Source organism: Sphingomonas mali NBRC 15500 (genome assembly GCF_001598415.1).
Lineage (GTDB): Bacteria > Pseudomonadota > Alphaproteobacteria > Sphingomonadales > Sphingomonadaceae > Sphingomonas > Sphingomonas mali.
In genome coordinates this window covers 1-19,101 of record NZ_BCYX01000024.1, presented here as the reverse complement: position 1 = coordinate 19,101, position 19,101 = coordinate 1, and the positions used below count along the sequence as shown (strand labels likewise).

The window sequence follows — 19,101 nt, the reverse complement described above, 5'->3', positions numbered from 1 at the left end:
GAGCCGGCTGGGGAAGCGTTCGGCGCTATGGGCGCGCGACAAACCCGCCTATGCCCGCGATTGCGAGCTTCGCTGCCGGTACAGCTGCCTCAGAAAAGGTCAGGCGCAGATAGCGTGTGCGGCGCATTTTCGCGAAAGCGATTCGCTGCGTCGACAGCGCGTAGGCAATGTTGGAGAATTCGCCTGCCGCCGCTGGTTCCCAATTGGTATTATCCAGGCTCGTCTCGGCGATATAGCCTTTGGGTGGTGCCGCGTCGGTCATCACCTGACGCGAGGGCGTGAGGCTGAATCCGGCGAGATTCGCATCCGCGCCCAGGTCGACCGTCACCTGCGCGGGCGCGCCGGGCGTCGGGCGCGCCTGCACCCAGATCGTCGCCGCATCGTTGTCGAGCAATCTCTCCGCGCCGGGCGCGCTGGCCGACACGACTTTCCACTTGGCCACATCGAGCACATTGGGGTCGCTCGAGACGATCGCCGGCACCGGCACCGGCGCGACCGCACGGAACAACGCGAACTCGCTAATCGTCGGACAGACTGCCGCATCCAGCACGCGTAGCCGCACGCGGCGCGGCGCGATCGGCGCATCGAGCCGGATCACGCGCTGCGCCGAGATGCAGTCATGCTGGGCAAGCGTGCGCCAGGCGCCATCGATCTCGGCATCGACTGCGAAGCGCGTCACCCGCACGCCGAGCGGCAGATATTCGCGAAGGCGGATCACGTCGAAGCGCGTCCCCGGCCTGAGATCGAGCGTCAGCGTCGGGCCAACCACGCCGTCGGGACTTGCCCAATAGGTCTCGCGATCACCGTCGAGCACGCGCGCCGGCTCGAAGCCGGCCCCGCGGCTGTGGCTGGCATGCGCGACCGCCCCTCGGGCCAGATCGCGGGCAAAGGTCGCGCGGATCGCGTCGCCGAACGACTTGAGGATTCGCACGTCCTGGTCGGGTATCCGCCCGCGGCGATCGGGCGGGATGTTGAGGTTCAGATTGGTCCCCCGCCCCACCGATTCGTCGTAGAGCCGGATCAGCCGCTCGGGGCTTTTCACCTTGGAATCCTCGTCGGCGTGGTAGAACCAGCCCGGACGGATCGACACGTCGGTCTCCGCGGGCCACCAGAGCGCGCCGCCGCGGACCCCGGCATTGCCGTTCTTCTGGTCATAGGGCTCGTTGGGCATGGTCGGCCAGCAAGGGTCGCCGGCTACGCCGTCTTCGTTGCCCACCCAGCGGATGTCGGCACCCAGCGGATCGAACGTGCACGCATCCGGCTGGAGCTTGTGGACCAGGGCGACGATCGACGGCCAGTCGTAATAGCGCGGCGCGTCGATCTTCCGCGTTTCGCGCGCGCCGCCATAATAGCCGTCGCCGCCATTGGCGCCATCGAACCACACTTCGAACAGCGCGCCGTAGCGCGTGCACAATTCGGTCAGCTGGGCGCGATAATAGTCGACATAAGCGGGGCGGCCATAATCGGCGTGGTTACGATCCCAGGGCGAGAGATAGAGGCCGAACGGCAATTTCGCGCGGCGGCAGGCATCCGCCATCTCGCGCACGATGTCGCCCTGGCCCGCCTTGTAGGGGCTGTTGCGGATGCAATGCTCGGTGAGCTTGGTCGGCCATAGGCAGAAGCCGTCGTGATGCTTGGCGGTGAGGATCAGCCCCGCGAGCCCGCCTGCTTTGGCCGCTGCAACGATCTGGTCGGCGTCGAAGTCGCTCGGATTGAAGAGCTTGGGATCCTCGTCCCCATAGCCCCATTCCTTGTCGGTGAAGGTGTTGATGGAGAAATGGACGAATGCGTATCGCTCGCGGCCATGCCAGCGCCACTGCCGCGGGCTGGGCACCGCGCCGAAAGGCTTGGGCGCGGCCGAGCGCGCGCCGGCCAGTGCCGGAAGCACGGGCACGGTGCCGGCCGCCAGGCCGGTGGCGATCAGGCTGCGCCGGGAAAACTCGGTCATGCGGATCCTCTCAGACGGGAGCGCGGCCGAAGCTGGCGCCACAAGGTGCGGTGGTCGATCATTTCGGCAACGCCTGCGCTTCCCCGCCGAGCGTGAAATCGACCCATTGGCCGGGCGTCGTGCCGGGCTGCCCGCCGCCCACCCAAAGGCGATAGCCGCCCGGAAGGACGCGACGCGTGCCGTCACGCGCAACCGTGCTGATACTGCGCGAATCGAGCGTAAAGCGCAGCGTCTGGGCCTTGCCGGGGGCCAGCGCCACGCGGCGGAACGCGACCAGCTGGCGTTGCAGCACGGGGCCGGTGAACGTCGTGCCCTTTTCGGCCGGCGGCACGAGATAGGCCTGCACAACCTCCTCGCCTGCCCGCGCGCCGCTGTTGCGCACCGTGACGCGCACATCGACCGGCGCGGTGGTGCCGATCGCTTTCGCCGTCACTCCCGCATAGTCGAAGTGCGTGTAGCTAAGACCATAGCCAAACCCCCAGAGCGGCGTTCCGGTGAAGAAGCGATAGGTGCGCTCCTTCATCCCGTAATCGACGAAGGCGGGCAGGTCCGAGGTCGACCTGTAGAAGGTCACGGGCAGACGTCCCGAGGGATTGTTCAATCCCGCCAGCGTCTCGGCCAGCGCGGTGCCGCCCGCTTCCCCCGGATACCATGTAGCCAGGATCGCATCGGCCATCGCCGGATCCACCGCGACCGCGCTGCCGCTGGTCAGCACCAGCACCACCGGCTTGCCGGTGTCGCGAAGCGCCTGGAGCAACCGCTGCTGCGCGAGCGGCAAGGCGATGTCGGTCCGGTCGCCGCCGACAAAGCCGGGCACGCTCACCGGCAGCGCTTCGCCCTCGAGATCGGGCGAGAGGCCAAGCACCGCAACCACCACGTCGGAATCGCGGGCGGCGGCCACGGCCTGGGCGAGCAAGGGCTCGGCCGGCGGGATCCACAGCAACCTGATCCCCTCGTCCTCGCCGTGATGGTCGAGTTCGAGCCGGAAATCGTGGCGGCGTCCGTCGCTGAAGAGCGGAAGCTCGACCCGCCCCTTGCCGAGCGGCCCCTGATGGAGCGGCTTGCCGTCGATCCACAGCCGCACCGCGTCGTGCGTCTTGCAATCCTTCCAGCAGGCCGGAATGTCGATCGCCAGCGTGTAGCGCCCCGGTCCCGGCGGCACGAGCGTACCCGTCCAGCGCACCGCGAACCCCCGGGCGTCGAGACCGGCAAGCGGCGCGGCACGCGTATAATTGAAGTCGATCCGCCGGTCCCGCCGCACCGCTACCGGTGCGCCGGTAACGGTGGGGCTCGCGAAATATTCGGCTTTCAGTCCGGGCTGGCCGTCTGCCGTGAACGCGGTCTCGGGTACCAGGACGGGGGCGCCGTCGACCAAAGTCGAGCCCTGGGCATAACGCACATTGGTCGCGCCGAACTGGCGGCGGATGCCCTCCAGCGGCGTCACCGGATCGACGGCGGTGCCGTGGTAATTGGCTTCAAGAATGTTCAGGTCGTCGGCATCGGCGCCGATCACGGCGACGCGGCTGCCGGCCGCGAGCGGCAGCCGGCCTGCGTCGTTCTTGAGCAATACGATCGCTTTGCGCGCCGCCTCCAGCGCGAGCGCCCGATGCGCGGGCGTGCCGACCGCCTCCGGCGAAATCCGGTTCCAGGGGCTGGTGGCGCCGAACACCGTGCCAAGCGCCTGCCGCGCGGAGAGCGCGCGGACGAGCGCGGTGTCGATCTCGGCCTCGCTCACCAGCCCGCGCTTCACCGCCTGGGGCAGAGCTGCATAGGCCGATCCGCAATTGAGGTCGGTGCCGCCCTTGATCGCCGCCGCCGCCGCCGCCGCGGTGTCGAGCCGGTAGTGGTGGAACAGGGAGATGTTGGCGACGGCATCGCAGTCGGAAACCGTAAAGCCCGTGAAACCCCAGTCGCCGCGCAGCCGATCGATCATCAACGACGGCTGCGCGCAGACGGGAACGCCATGGATGGCATTGTACGCGCACATCAGCGACCGCGCCTTGCCGTCCGTCACTGCCAGCCGGAAAGCGGGCAGATAGGTCGATTCCATGTCCTGCGGACTCGGGTCGACGTCGAAGCCGTCGCGCCCGGCCTCGGGGCCGCTATGCACCACGAAATGCTTGGGCGTGGCGATTACCTTGGGGTGGGCGGGATCGGGACCCTGCAATCCCTGGATGAACGCAACGCCGAGATGCCCGGTCAGATACGGGTCCTCGCCATAGGTTTCCTGGCCACGGCCCCAGCGCGGATCGCGGAAGATGTTGATATTGGGCGACCAGATCGTCAGCCCTTCGTAAATCCGCCGGTCGGCGCCGATCGGACGCGCGTTGAACTTGGCGCGCGCCTCGGTCGCGACCACATCGCCGACGCGGCGCATCAGGTCGGGATCCCATGTCGCCGCCAGCCCGATCGCCTGGGGAAAGACGGTCGCGTCGCCATTGCGCGCCAGCCCATGCAATCCCTCGTTCCACCAGTCATAGGCAGGAAGCCCCGCCTCGGCATCGGCGGGGGCCGTATTCTGGAGCTGGGCCGCCTTCTCCTCGACGGTCATCGTCTCTACCGTCTTGGCCACCGCATCGGGATCGGGCCCGAACAGGGCGAGCAGGATCAGCGGAATGCTCATTGCGGCCCCAGTGTGCGTAGGGTGAGCGCGCGGCGAAGCGCCGCCGCGGAAGCGTCGGAAACCACGTCGATGGTCACGCTCTCACCAGGGAGGAGGTCGAAGCCGTCATCGCTCGGCTGCGCGGCGACGTCGCCGAAGTCGAGCATCACCGCGCGAGCGAGCGCGCCCGCCGTGATCGTCACGCGCTTGCCGTTCCAGCGTGCGGTGAGCCCGGGCGCCGGATAGGCCATGTCCTTGGGCAGCGCACGCTCGACGATGGTGCGCGAGACGGCGCGTCCGTCGACCAGCAGTTCGGCGACGGCGAAGCTCGCTTTGGGGTCGGCGCCCGCGAACAGATCGGCATCGGCGATACTCGCCGCCTCCTGTGCGCCCAGCGGTTCGAGCGTCACGTCCGCGGCCTTCGCGCCGAGCGGCTTTCCGGCCATGTCGAACGCGCGGATGCGCCATTCGGCCGCGATCGGCGCGGTCGCGTCGGAGACGAGCGCGATGCGCGTGGCGCCGTCCTTATGCTCGGCGACGATCGCCTGCGGCGCGAAGAAGCGCCGCGCCGCATAATGGAGCAGCTTCCACTGGCCGTTATAGTCGATGCTCGACCATGAGATCGCCGGCCATGTGTCGTTGAGCTGCCAGTAGAGCGAGCCCAGGGTCACCGGCCGACACGCGCGGTGATGCCGCGCCGCCATCTCGATCGCCTGTGCCTGGTTGACCTGCGTCAGATAGACCAGGTCGGCAAAGTCCCGAGGCTTGCGCAGCCGCTGGTCGAGATAGAGCTGGAGGCGCTCGTTGCCCTCCCCCGCCAGGAACTTCTGGTGCGCCTTGAGCACCGGGCTGTCGATCGCGAGCGGGCCGTTGCCGGCAAAGCCGCGGATCGTCGACAGGTCCGGCATCGCCTGGAAGCCATATTCGGACATGAAGCGCGGGCACGAATCGAGATAGCGCTCGACCGGCTTGGAGCCCGACCACACATCCCAGAAATGGCGGTCGCCGTCCTTGTCGGTGTCGACCGGGCCGTCATAATCGGCCGAGGGCGAGCCCGGCCAATAGGGTGTGCCCGGCGCCCGGGTCAGCACGGCGTCGCGCAGCACGCGGTCGAACAGCACCGCCATGCCCGTACCGATCCGCTCCTGTTCGTCGGCGCCGACGCTTTTCTTGAACGCCTTGCGGTCGGACCAATTCTCCCAGCCCGCCAGGACCTCGTTGCCGCCGGACCAGCCGACCATCGACGGATGCGGCTGGAGCCGTTCGACCTGTTCGTCGGCTTCGATCCGCACATTGTCGCGGAACGCCGCATCGGGCGGTGTCACCGCTCCGCCGAACATGAAATCCTGCCAGATCATCAGGCCCATCTGGTCGGCGAGCGTGTAGAAAGCGTCGTCCAGATAATAACCGCCACCCCAGACGCGGATCATGTTCATGTTGGCGTCGCGCGCACTTTGGAGGATCTGGCGCATCTGCGCCTCCGGCACGCGCGCCGGGAAGCTGTCGAAGGGGATGAGGTTCGCGCCCTTGGCGAAGATCGGCACGCCGTTGATCCGGAAGCCGAAGCTGCCGTCCTTGCGGATCAACTCGGTGGTGCGCAGCCCGATCCGCTGGGTCACCCGGTCGCTGGTCTCGCCGCCGGTGTCGAGCAGCGCCTCGACCGAATAGAGCGGCTGCGCGCCATAGCCGACGGGCCACCAACGCTGCGGCTTCTCGATCGCGATCGGGGCGCTCACCCAATTGTCGCCAGCAACCAGGCTGGCGGCGCGGCTGACCTCGACCTTGTTGCCGTCCGGCCCGGTCACCCGAGCACGCACCGTGACGGTCGCCGGGCCATCGGCGGTGATCCGCCAGCGCGCGACCAGCCGCGCCTCGCTGTCGTTGAGCGCTTCCTGGTCCACGCGGAAGCCGTCGATCCGCGCCTCGTCCCACGCTTCGAGCCGCACCGGCCGCCATAGGCCTATGGTCACCAGCCGCGGCGCCCAGTCCCAGCTGTACTGATATTTGGGCTTGCGGATATAGGGTGAGGTCTGCTTGCCCTTGGGCTCGTCGCCAAACGCGGAATCATATTCGCCGGGCAGCGGATTGGGCGTGGCCAACACCATCGGCTGGAGCGTCCGGATCGGCGATGCGATGGCGACGATCAGTTCGTTGCGACCCGGCTTCAGCGCCGCTTTGGCATCGACTCGCCAGCGGCGATGCGCATTGTCGGTGGCCAGCAATTGCCTGCCGTTCACCGTCACCGTCGCGAACGTGTCGAGCCCGTCGAACACCAGCTCGACATGCTCGCGCGCCAGCATCGCCGGCGTCACGTCGATCACGCGCCGAAACTGCCAGCTTGTCAGTCCCGCCCATTGGATCGGCGCCTCGTTGATCCCCTTGAAGGGATCCGGGACGCGACCGGCGGCGATCAGGTCCTGCTGGACGCTGCCCGGCACGCGCGCGGGAAACCATTGTGCCTCTTTGGGGTGCGCCCTCGCCGCCTGGTCGGCGGGATCGATCCGCACTTGCCAAGCGCCGTCGAGCGATATTGTCTCGCGCGGCGCCGCCCAGGCCGAGACGCTGGCCAGGAGCGCCGGCAGCAGCAGCGCGAGCATACCGCGCCTCACTTCGCCGCCTCGCTGAGCACCGCGCGTTCGACCGCATAATAAGGGCCGGAAAGCGGCGCGGTGAACTGGAAGCAGATATCCTCGTCGCCCGCCATCGCCGGCAGCGCGCCCGAGAGGCTGAACCGCGCGGGCGCCGCCGCCGGATCGGGTAGCGGGAACGTGGCGACCACGACCGGCTCGATCGCCTTGTCCTTGGCCGCGGCGATGCAGCGCGCGACGATCACCAGTTCGCCATAGGTGGTGACATTATAATGTTCGCGCAGCGCCTTGGCCTCGTGTGCAAGTCCATAATGCCGTGGCAGCCGGGCAACGTCGACCGTGAAGCTCTTCGCCAGATCGAGCGGTGCCGCCGGATAGGCGCTGCAGGTATCGAACAAATTGACGTTGAATACCGGAGCGTTGTCGGTCGCCTCAGAGGTCAGCGGAACGCGCAGGCCGAAGGCGCCGTGCGGACAGGCGACCAGTTCAGAGCTGGTCCGCGTCAGCAATGCCGCCCGGCCGGTATCGAAGCTGCGCGGCCGGGCGGTGGCATTGCCCCCGGCGTCGAATGCCACGGCGCGGATCGTCGCCCCGGGCTTGAGCGCCAGCGGCGCCTTGTAGGCGGGCGACTTCGGGCCGGGCGCCGTACCGTCGAGCGTATAGCGGATCGTGCCGTAGGGCGCCTGGGTCGCGAGCGCGACGCGCACCCGGTTCGTGCGCAACGCCGCGCCACGCGCACCCTCAAGTCGAAATCCTACCGCGAAGGCGCTGTCGGCGACCTCCATGCCCGAGCGCCGCCAGCGCTGGATCTGGGGATCGAGCCGCGCCAGGAAGCTCGCGAAGTCGCGCTTGTCCTTTGCCGACCAGGTGATCTCGGCGAGCGCCGCGGCGCGCGGAAAGAGCATGTGCTGCACCTGATAGGGCGTGACGAGAAACTCGCTCCACGCATTGGCCTGTGCACCGAGCACATGCTTTGCCTTTTCGGCGTCGATCCCCGCAGGCATTGGCTCATATTTGTAGACGTCGGCGAGCGTCTGGATCGAAAGCCGCCCCGGCGGTTCGTCGCCGAGATCGCTCTGCAAGCTGTCGAAATATAGCGTCGGCGCTGGGCTCAGCACGACGTCATGATCCTGGTTGGCGGCGTCGACCGCGCCCTTCTCGCCGCGCCACGACATCACCGAGGCCGAGGCAGGCAGTCCGCCCTCGAGGATCTCGTCCCAGCCGATCAGGCGCCGACCCTTGGCGGCCAGATAATTGCCGAACTCGTCGATCAGCCAGCTTTGCAGCTGATTCTCATCCTTCAGCCCGAGCGCCTTGATCTGGGCCTGGACCTGCGGGGAGCGCTGCCACTGGTCCTTGATCGCCTCGTCGCCGCCAAGATGGATAAAGGTGCCGGGGAACACCGCCATCAGCTCGTCGAGCACCTGCTTGACGAAGGCGACGCCTTTGGGGCCGGGGTTGAGCAGATAGGGATTGACCCCCCAGTCGTGGGACACGCCCGGCCGGTCGCCGAACACGCCGAACTCCGGATAGGCCGCGACGAGCGCCTGGGCATGTCCGGGCAAGTCGATCTCGGGGACGATGGTGATGCCCCGCTCGGCGGCATAAGCGACCAGCGCTTTCAATTGCTCCTGCGTGTAGAAGCCGCCCACCTTGGCGCCCGGCGCACCGCCAGTCGAGGGCGGCGTGCGCCACGCACCCAGTTCGGTCAGCTTGGGATAGCGTTTCACTTCGAAGCGCCAACCCTGGTCGTCGGTCAGATGTAAATGCAGCGTGTTGAGCTTCACCGACGCCATCTGGTCGACGACCGCGTAGATCGCTTCGATCGGCTGATAATGGCGCGCCACGTCGAGCATCAGCCCGCGCCAGCCGAAGCGGGGCGCATCTTCGATCGTCACCGCCGGCACCTTTACCGGCTTGCCGAAGCGGCGATCGGGGCTCAGCAACTGGGCGACGGTCATCGCGCCGTACAGCAACCCGCGGTCACCCGAGGCACTGATGCGGATACCCCGTGCATCGACCACGAGCCGATAGGCTTCGTCGCCGCGGACCGATGCGTCGCGCGCAAGCGTGATTGCGCCGGGGCCGTCAAGCGCAGTCAGCTTCAGTCCGCGCTCGATCCTCACATGCGCCGCCAGCACGCGTGCCGCGGCCTCGGCGCCCTTGTCGTCCGGTGCGGTACCGATCGCCGCGCCGTCCGACACGGTGAAGCTGCCGGCCCCGCGCGCAACCGATTGGGGAAAAGGCGTCAGCGGCAGCGGATCGGATGCCTGTGCCATAGCCCCGGAACTGCAGAACAGCATCGCCCAACTCAGAGCACGTAGCCGCATCCCGGCAATCCGCATCTTTTGTCCTCCGCCGGCCGACGCGGCCTGCGAACGTGTAACCAATATAGGTCCTATCCCACAATAGGGAGCGTTACCGGCGGCGCCCTTTTTCCTTGTGTCCAGCCCAGACTCTGCGTCGGGACTCGCTTTGCTGATAGATACCAATATAAATCCACTACCATCCCATTGCTCGACCCCACGGGTTGCGATAGCGTTACCCCATGCGAGCCAACGATGGCGACAAGGCGCCTCCCGGGGGGAAGAATTGATGGCGTTCTCGGATCAGATAGGACGTTTGCGCGAGGACAATCCGTCCCCGCTTTATCTCCAGCTCGAACAGCTCATTCGCGACGCGATCGGCGCCGACATTCTCGTCGCCGGCAACGCGATTCCTCCCGAGCGCGATCTCGCCACCGAATATGACGTGTCGCGGATCACCGTGCGCAAAGCGATCGGCAGGCTCGTCGAGGAGGGTCTGCTCACCCGCCGGCGCGGTGCCGGCACCTTCGTCACCGGGCGTGTCGAGAAGGTTTTCTCCAAGCTCTCTTCCTTCACCGAGGATATGGCGGCGCGTGGCCGCCGGGCGAGCAGCAGCTGGATTTCGCGCGCGCCTGGCCAGGTGAACCCGGAAGAAGCGATGATGCTGGGGCTCTCGCCAGGCGCGCCGGTGCTGCGCTTCGCGCGTATCCGCTATGCCGATGACGAACCGATGGCGCTCGAATTCTCGACCATCGCGGGCTATTGCCTCGCCTCGGTCGATGCGGTCGAGGATTCGCTTTACGGCGCGCTAGAAAAGGTCGGCAATCGGCCAGTGCGCGCGCTGCAGCGGCTCAGAGCAGTGCCCTTTGGCGGCGAGCATGCCCGCATGCTCGGCGTCGATCCCGGCCATGCCGGCCTGCTGATCGAGCGCCGCGCCTTTCTGCGCGACGGCCGCCCGGCCGAGGTCACCCGCTCTTATTATCGCGGCGACGCCTATGATTTCGTCGCCGAGCTGAGCGACATCTAGCACCGCGCGTTCCGCGCATAATCGGCCGTCTGTCATCCAGTGGAGTATCAGCAATGGATCGCCGCCAACTTCTCCTCGGGGGTGCCGGCGCCGGCGCGCTGCTCGCGGTACCCGGGCGGACGGCGGTGGTCATGCAAGGGACAGGCGACGGCCACGGCTTCCCGATGCCGGCGCCCCAGCGGCGCCTTTTGCCGCGGCTCCCCGATCCCGATCCCTCGCGCACGCGCCTCGAACTTGGCTGGCGTTTCCATGAAGGCGACATCCCGACGCCCGAGCCGCAGGGGCACAATGACACCTATCTGAGCGTCAAGGCCGGCAACGCCTTCGGCGCGGCGGCGATGGTCTATGACGATTCGGACTGGGCGGAGGTGCGGCTGCCGCACGACTGGGCGGCGGGGCAACCCTTCGTCCGCACCGCGAACGTCTCGCAAGGGTACCGCCCGCGCGGCATCGGCTGGTACCGGCGCGCGCTGCGGCTCGACCCGGCCGATCGCGGCAAGACGATCGAACTCCATTTCGACGGCATCGCCACCAACGCGACGATCTGGGTCAATGGTAGCCTCGCAGCGCACAATTGGTCGGGCTATAACAGCGTCTATGTCGACCTGACGCCCTTCGCGCGCTTCGGCGACGAGACGAACATGATCGTCATACGCGCCGATGCCAATGCCAAAGAGGGTTGGTGGTATGAGGGCGCGGGCCTCTACCGCCACGTCTGGCTGGTTCGCCGCGCCCCTGTGGCGATCGTCAGCGACGGCGTCCATTGCGATCCGCGCCAGACACCTGACGGACATTGGCGCGTCCCCGTCACCGCGACGCTCGCGAGCATCGATCGCGCCGCTGCGAGCGTGACGGTCGAGGCAAGCCTGCTCGATCCCGACGGTCGCGAGATCGCGACGGAACGGACCGACGTAACCGTCCCCGTGCTTGGACGAGCCGATGCCGCGCTGACGCTCGATGCCGGCACTCCTGCGCGCTGGTCGGTCGAGACGCCGACGCTCTATACGCTGCGCGCCCGCGTGCTGCGCGGTGGCGAGATCGTCGACGAACGCCGCGTCGCGATCGGCTTCCGCTCAGTGCGCTTCGATGCCGACAAGGGGCTGTTCGTCAACGACCGACCGGTCAAGATCAAGGGAGTCTGCCTCCATCAGGACCATGCCGGGGTCGGCGTCGCGGTTCCCGATGCGCTGCTCGCCTGGCGGCTGGAGCGGCTCAAGGCGATGGGCTGCAACGCGATCCGCATGTCGCACAACGCGCCCACCGCCGAGTTGCTCGACTGGTGCGACCGGATGGGCTTCCTCGTCATGGACGAGAATCGCAACTTCAATCCGGCACCGGACTATCTCGCCCAGCTCGAATGGCTCGTCCGGCGTGACCGCAACCATCCCAGCGTGATCCTCTGGTCGGTGTTCAACGAAGAGCCGATGCAAGGCACCGAGGCCGGGGTGGAGATGGTGCGGCGCATGTCGGCCGCCGTCCGCCGCCTCGACGACAGCCGCCCGATCACCGCCGCGATGAACGGCTCCTTCTATAATCCCTCGAACGTGTCGACCGTCGTCGATGTGATGGGCTTCAACTATTACCAGGGCGATTACGACAAGTTTCACCGGCTGAACCCGACCAAGCCGATGACGAGTTCGGAGGACACCAGCGCCTTCGAGACGCGCGGCGCCTTCGCCACCGATTCCGCCGGACATGTCATTACGTCCTACGACACCGATGCGGCGAGCTGGGGCGGCACGCACCGCGCATCGTGGAAGAATATCGTCGAGCGCCCGTTCGTCGCGGGCGGCTTCGTCTGGACCGGGTTCGACTATCACGGCGAGCCGACACCGTACGAATGGCCGACCATCTCCAGCTTCTTCGGCATTCTCGACCTGTGCGGCTTTCCCAAGACCGCGTTCGACATCCACAGCGCACATTGGATCGTCGACCGGCCGGTTGTGGCGATCGCTCCGCACTGGACCTGGCCCGGCCGCGAGGGCGAGCCGATCAAGGTCTTCGTCACCAGCAACGCCGAGACCGTGGCACTAATGCTCAATGGCCGGGACCTTGGCGTGCAGCGGGTCGACCGCATCATGGGGAACGAATGGGCCGTGCCCTATGCTCCCGGCCGGATCGAGGCGCGCGCGATGCGCGGCGGCAAGGTGGTGGCGACCGCGGTGCACGAGACGGCGGGCGCGCCGGTGGCGCTGCGGCTAACCCCTGCGCGCACGGTCATGGCCGGCGACGACGAGGACGCCCAGCCGATCACCATCGACGCGATCGACGCCCGCGGCCGCCACGTCCCGACCGCCAATCTGGCGACACGCTTCACGGTCGAGGGCGCGACACTACTGGGTGTCGGCAACGGCGATCCCAACAGCCACGAGCCCGAGCAGTTCGCGGGGCCTGCGGGCGAACGGTCGCTGTTCAATGGCCTGGCCCAGTTGATCGTCCGCGCCGACGCGGGCCGGGGACGCATCACCGTACGCGCCACGGCGTCCGGACTGAAACCTGCCGTGCTGACGCTCGGCCGCGCCGATATCGCCCCGCGCGCGCAGATCGCGGTCGTTCCGGCCGTGTTGAAATTACGCGATTGGCGCCGTTCGCCGGTCTTCACCCAGCGTCCCGATCCCGGCTTGGCCCCCGCCGACGGCGACAATAATAGCTGGGACTTCATCCGCAGCGGCGAGCCCACGCCCGGAGAGGCGCAGCCGGGGTGGCGCATCTACCGAGCGCGCATCATCCCCTGGAAGCGCATCGCCGCCGAGGGAGGCGTGATCGCATTCGACGCGGTTGGCGGCAAGGCCGAGCTCTGGATCGACGGCACCCGAATAGCCGTCAAGGACGGTGCCGATACCGCTCCCTTACGCGCGCCGATCGGGCCCGGCGCCGGACCACGCATCGTCGCGCTGCTCGTCGATGCGCCGGCCGGCCGGCCCTCGGGCATTCTGGGCCCGGTAGCGATCACCACGCGCTAGAAGGCCAGCACACTAACATCAGCCATTCGCTGTGCCGGAGGCATCTGCATCGGAGAGTGCCTTGGGAGCCACGGGCGCCAGCTTATAAAAGGCCGCCGCATTATTGTAGAAGATGTCGCGCTTCTGCTCCTCGGTCAGGAAGGTCGCGGCCTCGACATGCTCGACCGCGAGCCCGATCCCGTCGGGCCAGTACATGTGGTCGGACCCGAACATCACCCTTTTGCCGAAGCCCGCATCGACCAGCCGGCGCAGATAATCGTGAAAGGCCGGCTGCGGCAGCAGCCACGACAGCGCGCCGGTGTCGATATTGACGTTGTCGTAGAGCATCATCATCGCCTCGGCTTCTTCGACATATGGCCAGCCGCTGTGCATCAGGTTGACGCGCAGTTTCGGGTGCTTGTTGAGCGCGCCCTCCACCGTCTCCGGATGGCCGAACGCCGCCCGCGCCGAGCGGCAACACGGATCGAACGTGGTGCCCGCGGGCATCGTGCCGAGATGGATCGCCACCGGAACATCGAATTCCTCGGCAAGGGCCAAATAGGGGTCGTATTTGGGATCGCTGATCGACAGGCCGGCATATTGCGCGGTGACCTCGCCCAATACCTTCAGCTTGCCCGAGGCAAAGGCGCTGCGCAGCGTATCGAGCGGTGGCAACGGCGTGTCCTCCGAGCCACGGATGCCGGCGCCGGCGACGATGCGCGCCGGATCGCGATCATGCCAATCATAGGCCGCCTGCAAGCGGTCGCCATCGCCACCGCTGACCACGCCCTTGACGATATTGTATTTGCGCATCTGCTCGAGACAGGCGGTGAGATGGTCCGCACCGGTGACGATCGGACTCTTCGCGCCGGTGATCGGGTTCACGATCGGGACGGGCAGCTTCATCGTGGCGGGATAAGCGTGCATGTGGACGTCGATGATCGGCTTGCGAGGAGCATTGGCAGCGGCCAGCCCTCCCGGAAGCGCGAGCGCCGCCACCGTGCCCCCGCCATATTTGAGGAAATCCCTGCGCGCGATCTGCATATCGTCACTCCGAACTGAACCGCGCTGTCGCGCCGTCCGGATCGGTTACCAAGCGCGCCGCCGCCGCGACATGACCTCGCAGGTCATGCCTCGAGACAATGCGTTGGCCCGGTCAATGCGGGTGTGCCGATCGTTCCGAATCGGTTGAGCAGCCTGCATCCTCGACGCAACGGCGGCGGTCATCTTAGGTAAAATTCCCGCCCGCCGGCGGCAAAGCCGCCGGCGTCGGACGGGTTCGGCTTCGCCGACCCGCCGGCCGTGCCGGGCGCTCGCGCAATGCGCGACCGGCGCGGAAGCTTGCTTCCGCGCCTGCGCCTGTCAGTACATATGCTGCCCGCCGTTGATCGACAGCGTCGACCCGGTCACGAACCCGCCATCCTCCGAGCACAGGAACGCCACGCCGCGCGCGATCTCCTGCGCCTGGCCCAGCCGCCCGACCGGGATCTTGGCGACGATCTTTTCGAGCACGTCGGCCGGCACCGCCGCCACCATGTCGGTGTCGATATAGCCCGGCGCGATCGCGTTGACCGTCACGCCTGCCCGCGCGCCTTCCTGCGCCAGCGCCTTGGTGAAGCCGTGGATGCCCGACTTGGCCGCGGCGTAATTGACCTGGCCGTATTGCCCCGCTTGGCCGTTGATCGAGCCGATATTGACGATCCGCCCCCATTTGCGCTCGCGCATGCCGGGAAAAGTCGCCTTGGCCATGTTGAAGCAACCGCCCAGATTGGTGTCCATGACCTCTTTCCACATCTGGTAGGTCATCTTGAGGATCGTGCCGTCGCGGGTGATGCCGGCATTGTTGACGACCACGTCGACCGGGCCGAGCTGTTCCTCGACCTGCTTCACGCCGTCCTGGCAGGCGTCGTAATCGCCGACGTCCCATTTGAACGCCTTGATCCCGGTGCGGTCGCTGAATTCGCGGGCGCGCTCGTCATTGCCGGCGTAATTCGCCGCGACGGTCATGCCCATATCCTTGAGCGCCAGGCTGATCGCCTCGCCGATCCCGCGCGTTCCGCCGGTTACGATCGCTACGCGTGCCATTCGCTTTCTCTCCTGTTGGCCCCGATTCGGGCGGTGTCGTCGGGTCGAGGCTATTGAGCGCCGATCCAACCGGCAAGTTCCCGCGACAAGATATCGCGAAGCATCTCTATGCCGATCTCGCTATCATTGAGACATGGCAAATAGGCGAATTGCGCGCCACCCGCGGCGAGGAAACTTTCCCGCCCGCGAATCGCGAGTTCCTCCAACGTCTCCAGACAATCGGCCGAGAAGCCGGGCGCGACGATCGCCACGCGCGTGACGCCCCGCCCCGGGAATTCGGTCAGCGTGGCATCGGTCGCCGGCCCCAGCCATTTCGCCCGACCGAACCGCGACTGGAACGTGACGGTCAGCTCGCGCCCCAACGCTTCGCCGAGCAGGCGCGCGGTCTTCTGGCACTGACAATGATAGGGGTCGCCGAGATCGAGCGTGCGCGACGGCATGCCATGAAAACTCGCCATCAGCGCCTGCGGCTCGAAATCGAGCGCGGTCAGCGACTGCCGCACCGAATCCGCTAGCGCCGCGATATAGGTCGGGTCGTCATGATAGGGCGGCAAGGTGCGGATCGCCGGCTGCCAGCGCATCCCGGCCAGGGTCGCGAATGCCTTGTCGTTGGCGGTCGCCGTCGTCGCCGCGCAATATTGCGGATAGAGCGGCGCGATCAGGATGCGGTCGCACCCCGCGTCTTTCAGCGCCGCTAGCCGATCACCGATCGCGGGATTGCCGTAACGCATCGCCCAATCGACCGTCACGCCGGGCCACGCGTCGGCGAGCGCGGCGGCTTGGGCGCGGGTGATCGCGGCGAGCGGCGATCCAGCGTCGGTCCAGACCTGGCTATAGGCGTGCGCCGACTTCTTCGGCCGCGTGTTGAGGATGATCCCGCGCAGGATCGGCTGCCAGGCCAGCGCGGGGATTTCGACCACGCGGCGGTCGGACAGGAATTCCGCCAGATAGCGCTTCACCGCCTGCGGATTGGCCTCATCCGGCGTGCCGAGGTTGACCAGCAACAAGCCGACGCGGGGAGCTGGGATGGAGGGGTGGTTTGGGGGTATCGTCACTCCAAGCCCTCCCCGTCATGCCGGGCTTGTCCCGTGTTCGAGCTTTGGCTTGCCCCCAGCAAGCCAAAATCGTGTCCGGGGGACACGATCTCGCTCGAACACCAAGGCGCAACAATGGCGGGATTCCGTTGCGGACGGTTGGCCCCCGGCACAAGGCCGGGGTGACGGCTGGGGTTCAAGGCGCGCATCATGCTTCCCCAATCTTCAACGGCAGGCTGCGGATCCTGAACCCCGTCGCCGATTGCAGCGCATTGGCGATGGCCGGAGCGACCGGCGGCACGGCGATCTCCGACACGCCACCGGGATCGGCTTCGCTGGCGATCAACTCCACAGTGATGTCGGGCATGTCGGCGAGCACGGGCAGATCGAGATCGCCGAATCCCCGCACGGTGGCAAGACCATCCTTGAACCGGGTCGAGGCGCCGAGCGCCTGGGCGATGCCGAATACCAATCCGCCTTCGATATTCTGGCGGACGATGTCGGGATTGATCTGCCGCCCGCAATCGATCGCGGCGACGATCCTGTCGATCCCGATCGTCTGGTCCTCCTCGATATGCGCTTCGGCGAACACCGCGATATGACTGCCGCGAAAGCTGTGGCAGGCGATCCCCTGGCCACTGCCCGCCACGCCGCCTTCCCAACCGCCGAGCGCCGCCACCGTGGTCAGGCAACGCGCCAGCCGCGCATTCCCACCCAGCATCGCCACGCGGAACGACAGCGGCTCGGTATTGGCGGCGTGCGCCAGTTCGTCGATGAAACATTCGGTGAAGAAACAGGTGTAGCTGTGCGCGCCCGAGCGCCAATAGCCGGTCGGGATGCCGACATCCGCGGGATGATGATCGAGCGCCCAATTGGGGATTTGATAGAACGGCGTGCCGCCGGCGACCGCATAGGCATCGCCATTGGCGGGAAGCGCCAGCGCGGCCTGCGCCGCCTTGTCGCTCGCCAACAGCCGCCTCGCGAGCTCGTGCCCGGTGGACGGCGCGGCGATCTTGGCGAGCAGCCCTACCAGCCGTCCGTTCTGATCGACGCGGCCGGTCATCCGCGCGGCGGCCGGCGCGCGGAAACGGTCGTGCACGCAATCCTCGGCGCGCGACCAGGTCAATTGCACCGGCCGATCGACCGCGCGGGCGATCGCCGCTGCCTGCACGCCGGCTTCCGATTCAAGCCCAATCCCGAACCCGCCACCGATCGGCATGGGATGGACGATCACCGCATCCTCGCCGACACCCATCGCCGTGGCGACCGCCGATCGCGCGAGGCCCGGGGCGAGCGTCGGCATCCACAATTCGACCGTCCCGTCGCTCCAGGCGGCAGTCGCGGCGCGCGGCTCGATCGCGGCATGGAGCGCCGGCGCGGCGCGATATTCGGCGCTCACCACCTGCACGCCGCGGAAGGCGGCGCCGACATCCCCGGCGGCGCCGATCCGGACACCATCGCCGTTCAGTGCCGCGTCGAGCGCGCTGCGGATCGAGTAATCGCTCGCCCCGCCGATCGGCGCGGCAAATCGCGGCACGAGCGCACCCAGCGCCCGGTTGGCCGCCCACCAATTGTCGGCGACGGCAGCGACCCAATATTCGCCCTCGACCACCTTCAGCGCGCCGCGCACGCGATCCGCCGCCGCCTTGTCGGCGCTGACCAGCCGGCTGTCGGGCGTCGGGCCCTGGCGGATCGCCGCGAACACCATGCCGGGCAGGCGCATATCGGCGGCGAAATTGACCGAGCCGTCGATCTTGGCGGGGCTGTCGAGCCGTTGCAGCGATTGCCCCGAAAGCCGGCCGCTTTCGCCTGCACGCAGCGGCAATGGGTCGGGCAAACTGCCGCCGACGGCCTCGGCAGCGAGCTCGCCGAACCGCAATTTGTCCTTGTCATGAACGACGAAGCCCTGCGCGGTGCCGGTCGCCTGCCAATCGGTATTCCACCGCTTCGCCGCTGCTTTCTGCAGCAGCACGCGCGCCGCGGCGCCGGCATCGCGCAAAGCGCCTTCGAACTGGCGCACCGAGGTCGACCCCGCCGTCAGCATCAGCGCCGACCGCGTCACATGGCCATCGCGCAAATCCTGCGGCAACCGGTCGAACACGCCCTCGAACAATTCGGACGCCGCGAGCGGATTGGCATAAAGCGGATTGAGCGGCGCCTGCTCGACCGCAACGGTACGCCAGTCGGCGCCGAGCTCATCGGCAACGATCTGCGGCAAGGTCGTCCAGCTCCCCTGCCCGTGCTCGGCCTGCGGCACCGCGACCGCAATATGTCCGTCCTCACCGATCTTCAGCCAGGCGTTGAAGATGTGCTCTCCCTTGGCGGCGGTGAGGTTGGGGCCGTAACGCCGCGGCCAGACCGTCCACGCGACAACCAGCCCGACGCCGACTCCGCCGCCGATCAGCAACTGGCGGCGCGTCAGGCGCTTCTTGGTCGGGATTTCATCGGGCATTAGATGGTGCCTAGCAAATCCTCCCCGGGACGGGGAGGGGGACCGCGCGACGAAGTCGCGTGGTGGAGGGGGCCCGCGACAAACTAGGAACAAGCCGGCCGGTAGTGAATGGCGGGG

At 67.4% G+C, this 19,101-nt stretch carries 10 protein-coding genes; 2 read left to right on the top strand and 8 right to left on the bottom strand.

Annotated elements, in window-relative coordinates; translation table 11 throughout:
* Nucleotides 1-25: 25 nt before the first annotated feature.
* From SMA01S_RS16280 to SMA01S_RS16265, 4 genes are read right to left on the bottom strand one after another with little or no spacing between them, the layout of a single operon-like run.
* Nucleotides 26-1,948 (bottom strand): alpha-L-fucosidase, encoded by a 1,923-nt coding sequence (locus SMA01S_RS16280; RefSeq protein ID WP_066824703.1) that lies wholly within the window; start codon nt 1,946-1,948, stop codon nt 26-28.
* A 58-nt stretch (nt 1,949-2,006) separates the two neighbouring features.
* Entirely contained in the window at nt 2,007-4,571 is a 2,565-nt protein-coding gene (locus SMA01S_RS16275) for a glycoside hydrolase family 3 C-terminal domain-containing protein (protein WP_066824701.1), read from the bottom strand.
* Nucleotides 4,568-7,147 carry a beta-mannosidase gene (locus SMA01S_RS16270; RefSeq protein ID WP_066824698.1) on the bottom strand — a complete coding sequence of 860 codons (2,580 nt, stop codon included), beginning with the start codon at nt 7,145-7,147 and terminating at the stop codon, nt 4,568-4,570. The genes SMA01S_RS16275 and SMA01S_RS16270 overlap by 4 nt, the downstream gene beginning before the upstream one ends.
* Nucleotides 7,148-7,155: 8 nt before the next feature.
* Nucleotides 7,156-9,468 carry a beta-N-acetylhexosaminidase gene (locus tag SMA01S_RS16265; protein ID WP_174543161.1) on the bottom strand — a complete coding sequence of 771 codons (2,313 nt, stop codon included), beginning with the start codon at nt 9,466-9,468 and terminating at the stop codon, nt 7,156-7,158.
* A 265-nt stretch (nt 9,469-9,733) separates the two neighbouring features.
* On the opposite strand from SMA01S_RS16265, the gene SMA01S_RS16260 reads away from it, so the two are divergent.
* The gene (locus SMA01S_RS16260) at nt 9,734-10,471 is read left to right on the top strand and encodes a GntR family transcriptional regulator (RefSeq protein ID WP_066824688.1); all 738 of its coding nucleotides are present in this window, start codon (nt 9,734-9,736) and stop codon (nt 10,469-10,471) included.
* A 53-nt stretch (nt 10,472-10,524) separates the two neighbouring features.
* Nucleotides 10,525-13,434, top strand: a complete 2,910-nt coding sequence (galA, locus tag SMA01S_RS16255; protein ID WP_066824684.1) for a beta-galactosidase GalA — start codon at nt 10,525-10,527, stop codon at nt 13,432-13,434.
* An 18-nt stretch (nt 13,435-13,452) separates the two neighbouring features.
* Here galA and SMA01S_RS16250 read toward each other — a convergent pair whose 3' ends face one another.
* The 4 genes from SMA01S_RS16250 to SMA01S_RS16235 form a co-directional block, all read right to left on the bottom strand.
* Entirely contained in the window at nt 13,453-14,457 is a 1,005-nt protein-coding gene (locus SMA01S_RS16250) for an amidohydrolase family protein (RefSeq protein WP_066824681.1), read from the bottom strand.
* A gap of 318 nt (nt 14,458-14,775) precedes the next feature.
* Nucleotides 14,776-15,498: an acetoacetyl-CoA reductase gene (gene phbB / locus SMA01S_RS16245; protein WP_066824678.1), complete on the bottom strand. Its 723-nt coding sequence runs from the start codon at nt 15,496-15,498 to the stop codon at nt 14,776-14,778.
* A gap of 50 nt (nt 15,499-15,548) precedes the next feature.
* Nucleotides 15,549-16,553, bottom strand: a complete 1,005-nt coding sequence (hemH, locus tag SMA01S_RS16240) for a ferrochelatase (RefSeq protein ID WP_066824675.1) — start codon at nt 16,551-16,553, stop codon at nt 15,549-15,551.
* A 187-nt stretch (nt 16,554-16,740) separates the two neighbouring features.
* Complete coding sequence (locus tag SMA01S_RS16235) at nt 16,741-18,984, bottom strand: xanthine dehydrogenase family protein molybdopterin-binding subunit (RefSeq protein WP_066824674.1); 2,244 nt, start codon at nt 18,982-18,984, stop codon at nt 16,741-16,743.
* Between the last annotated feature and the right edge of the window lie 117 nt (nt 18,985-19,101).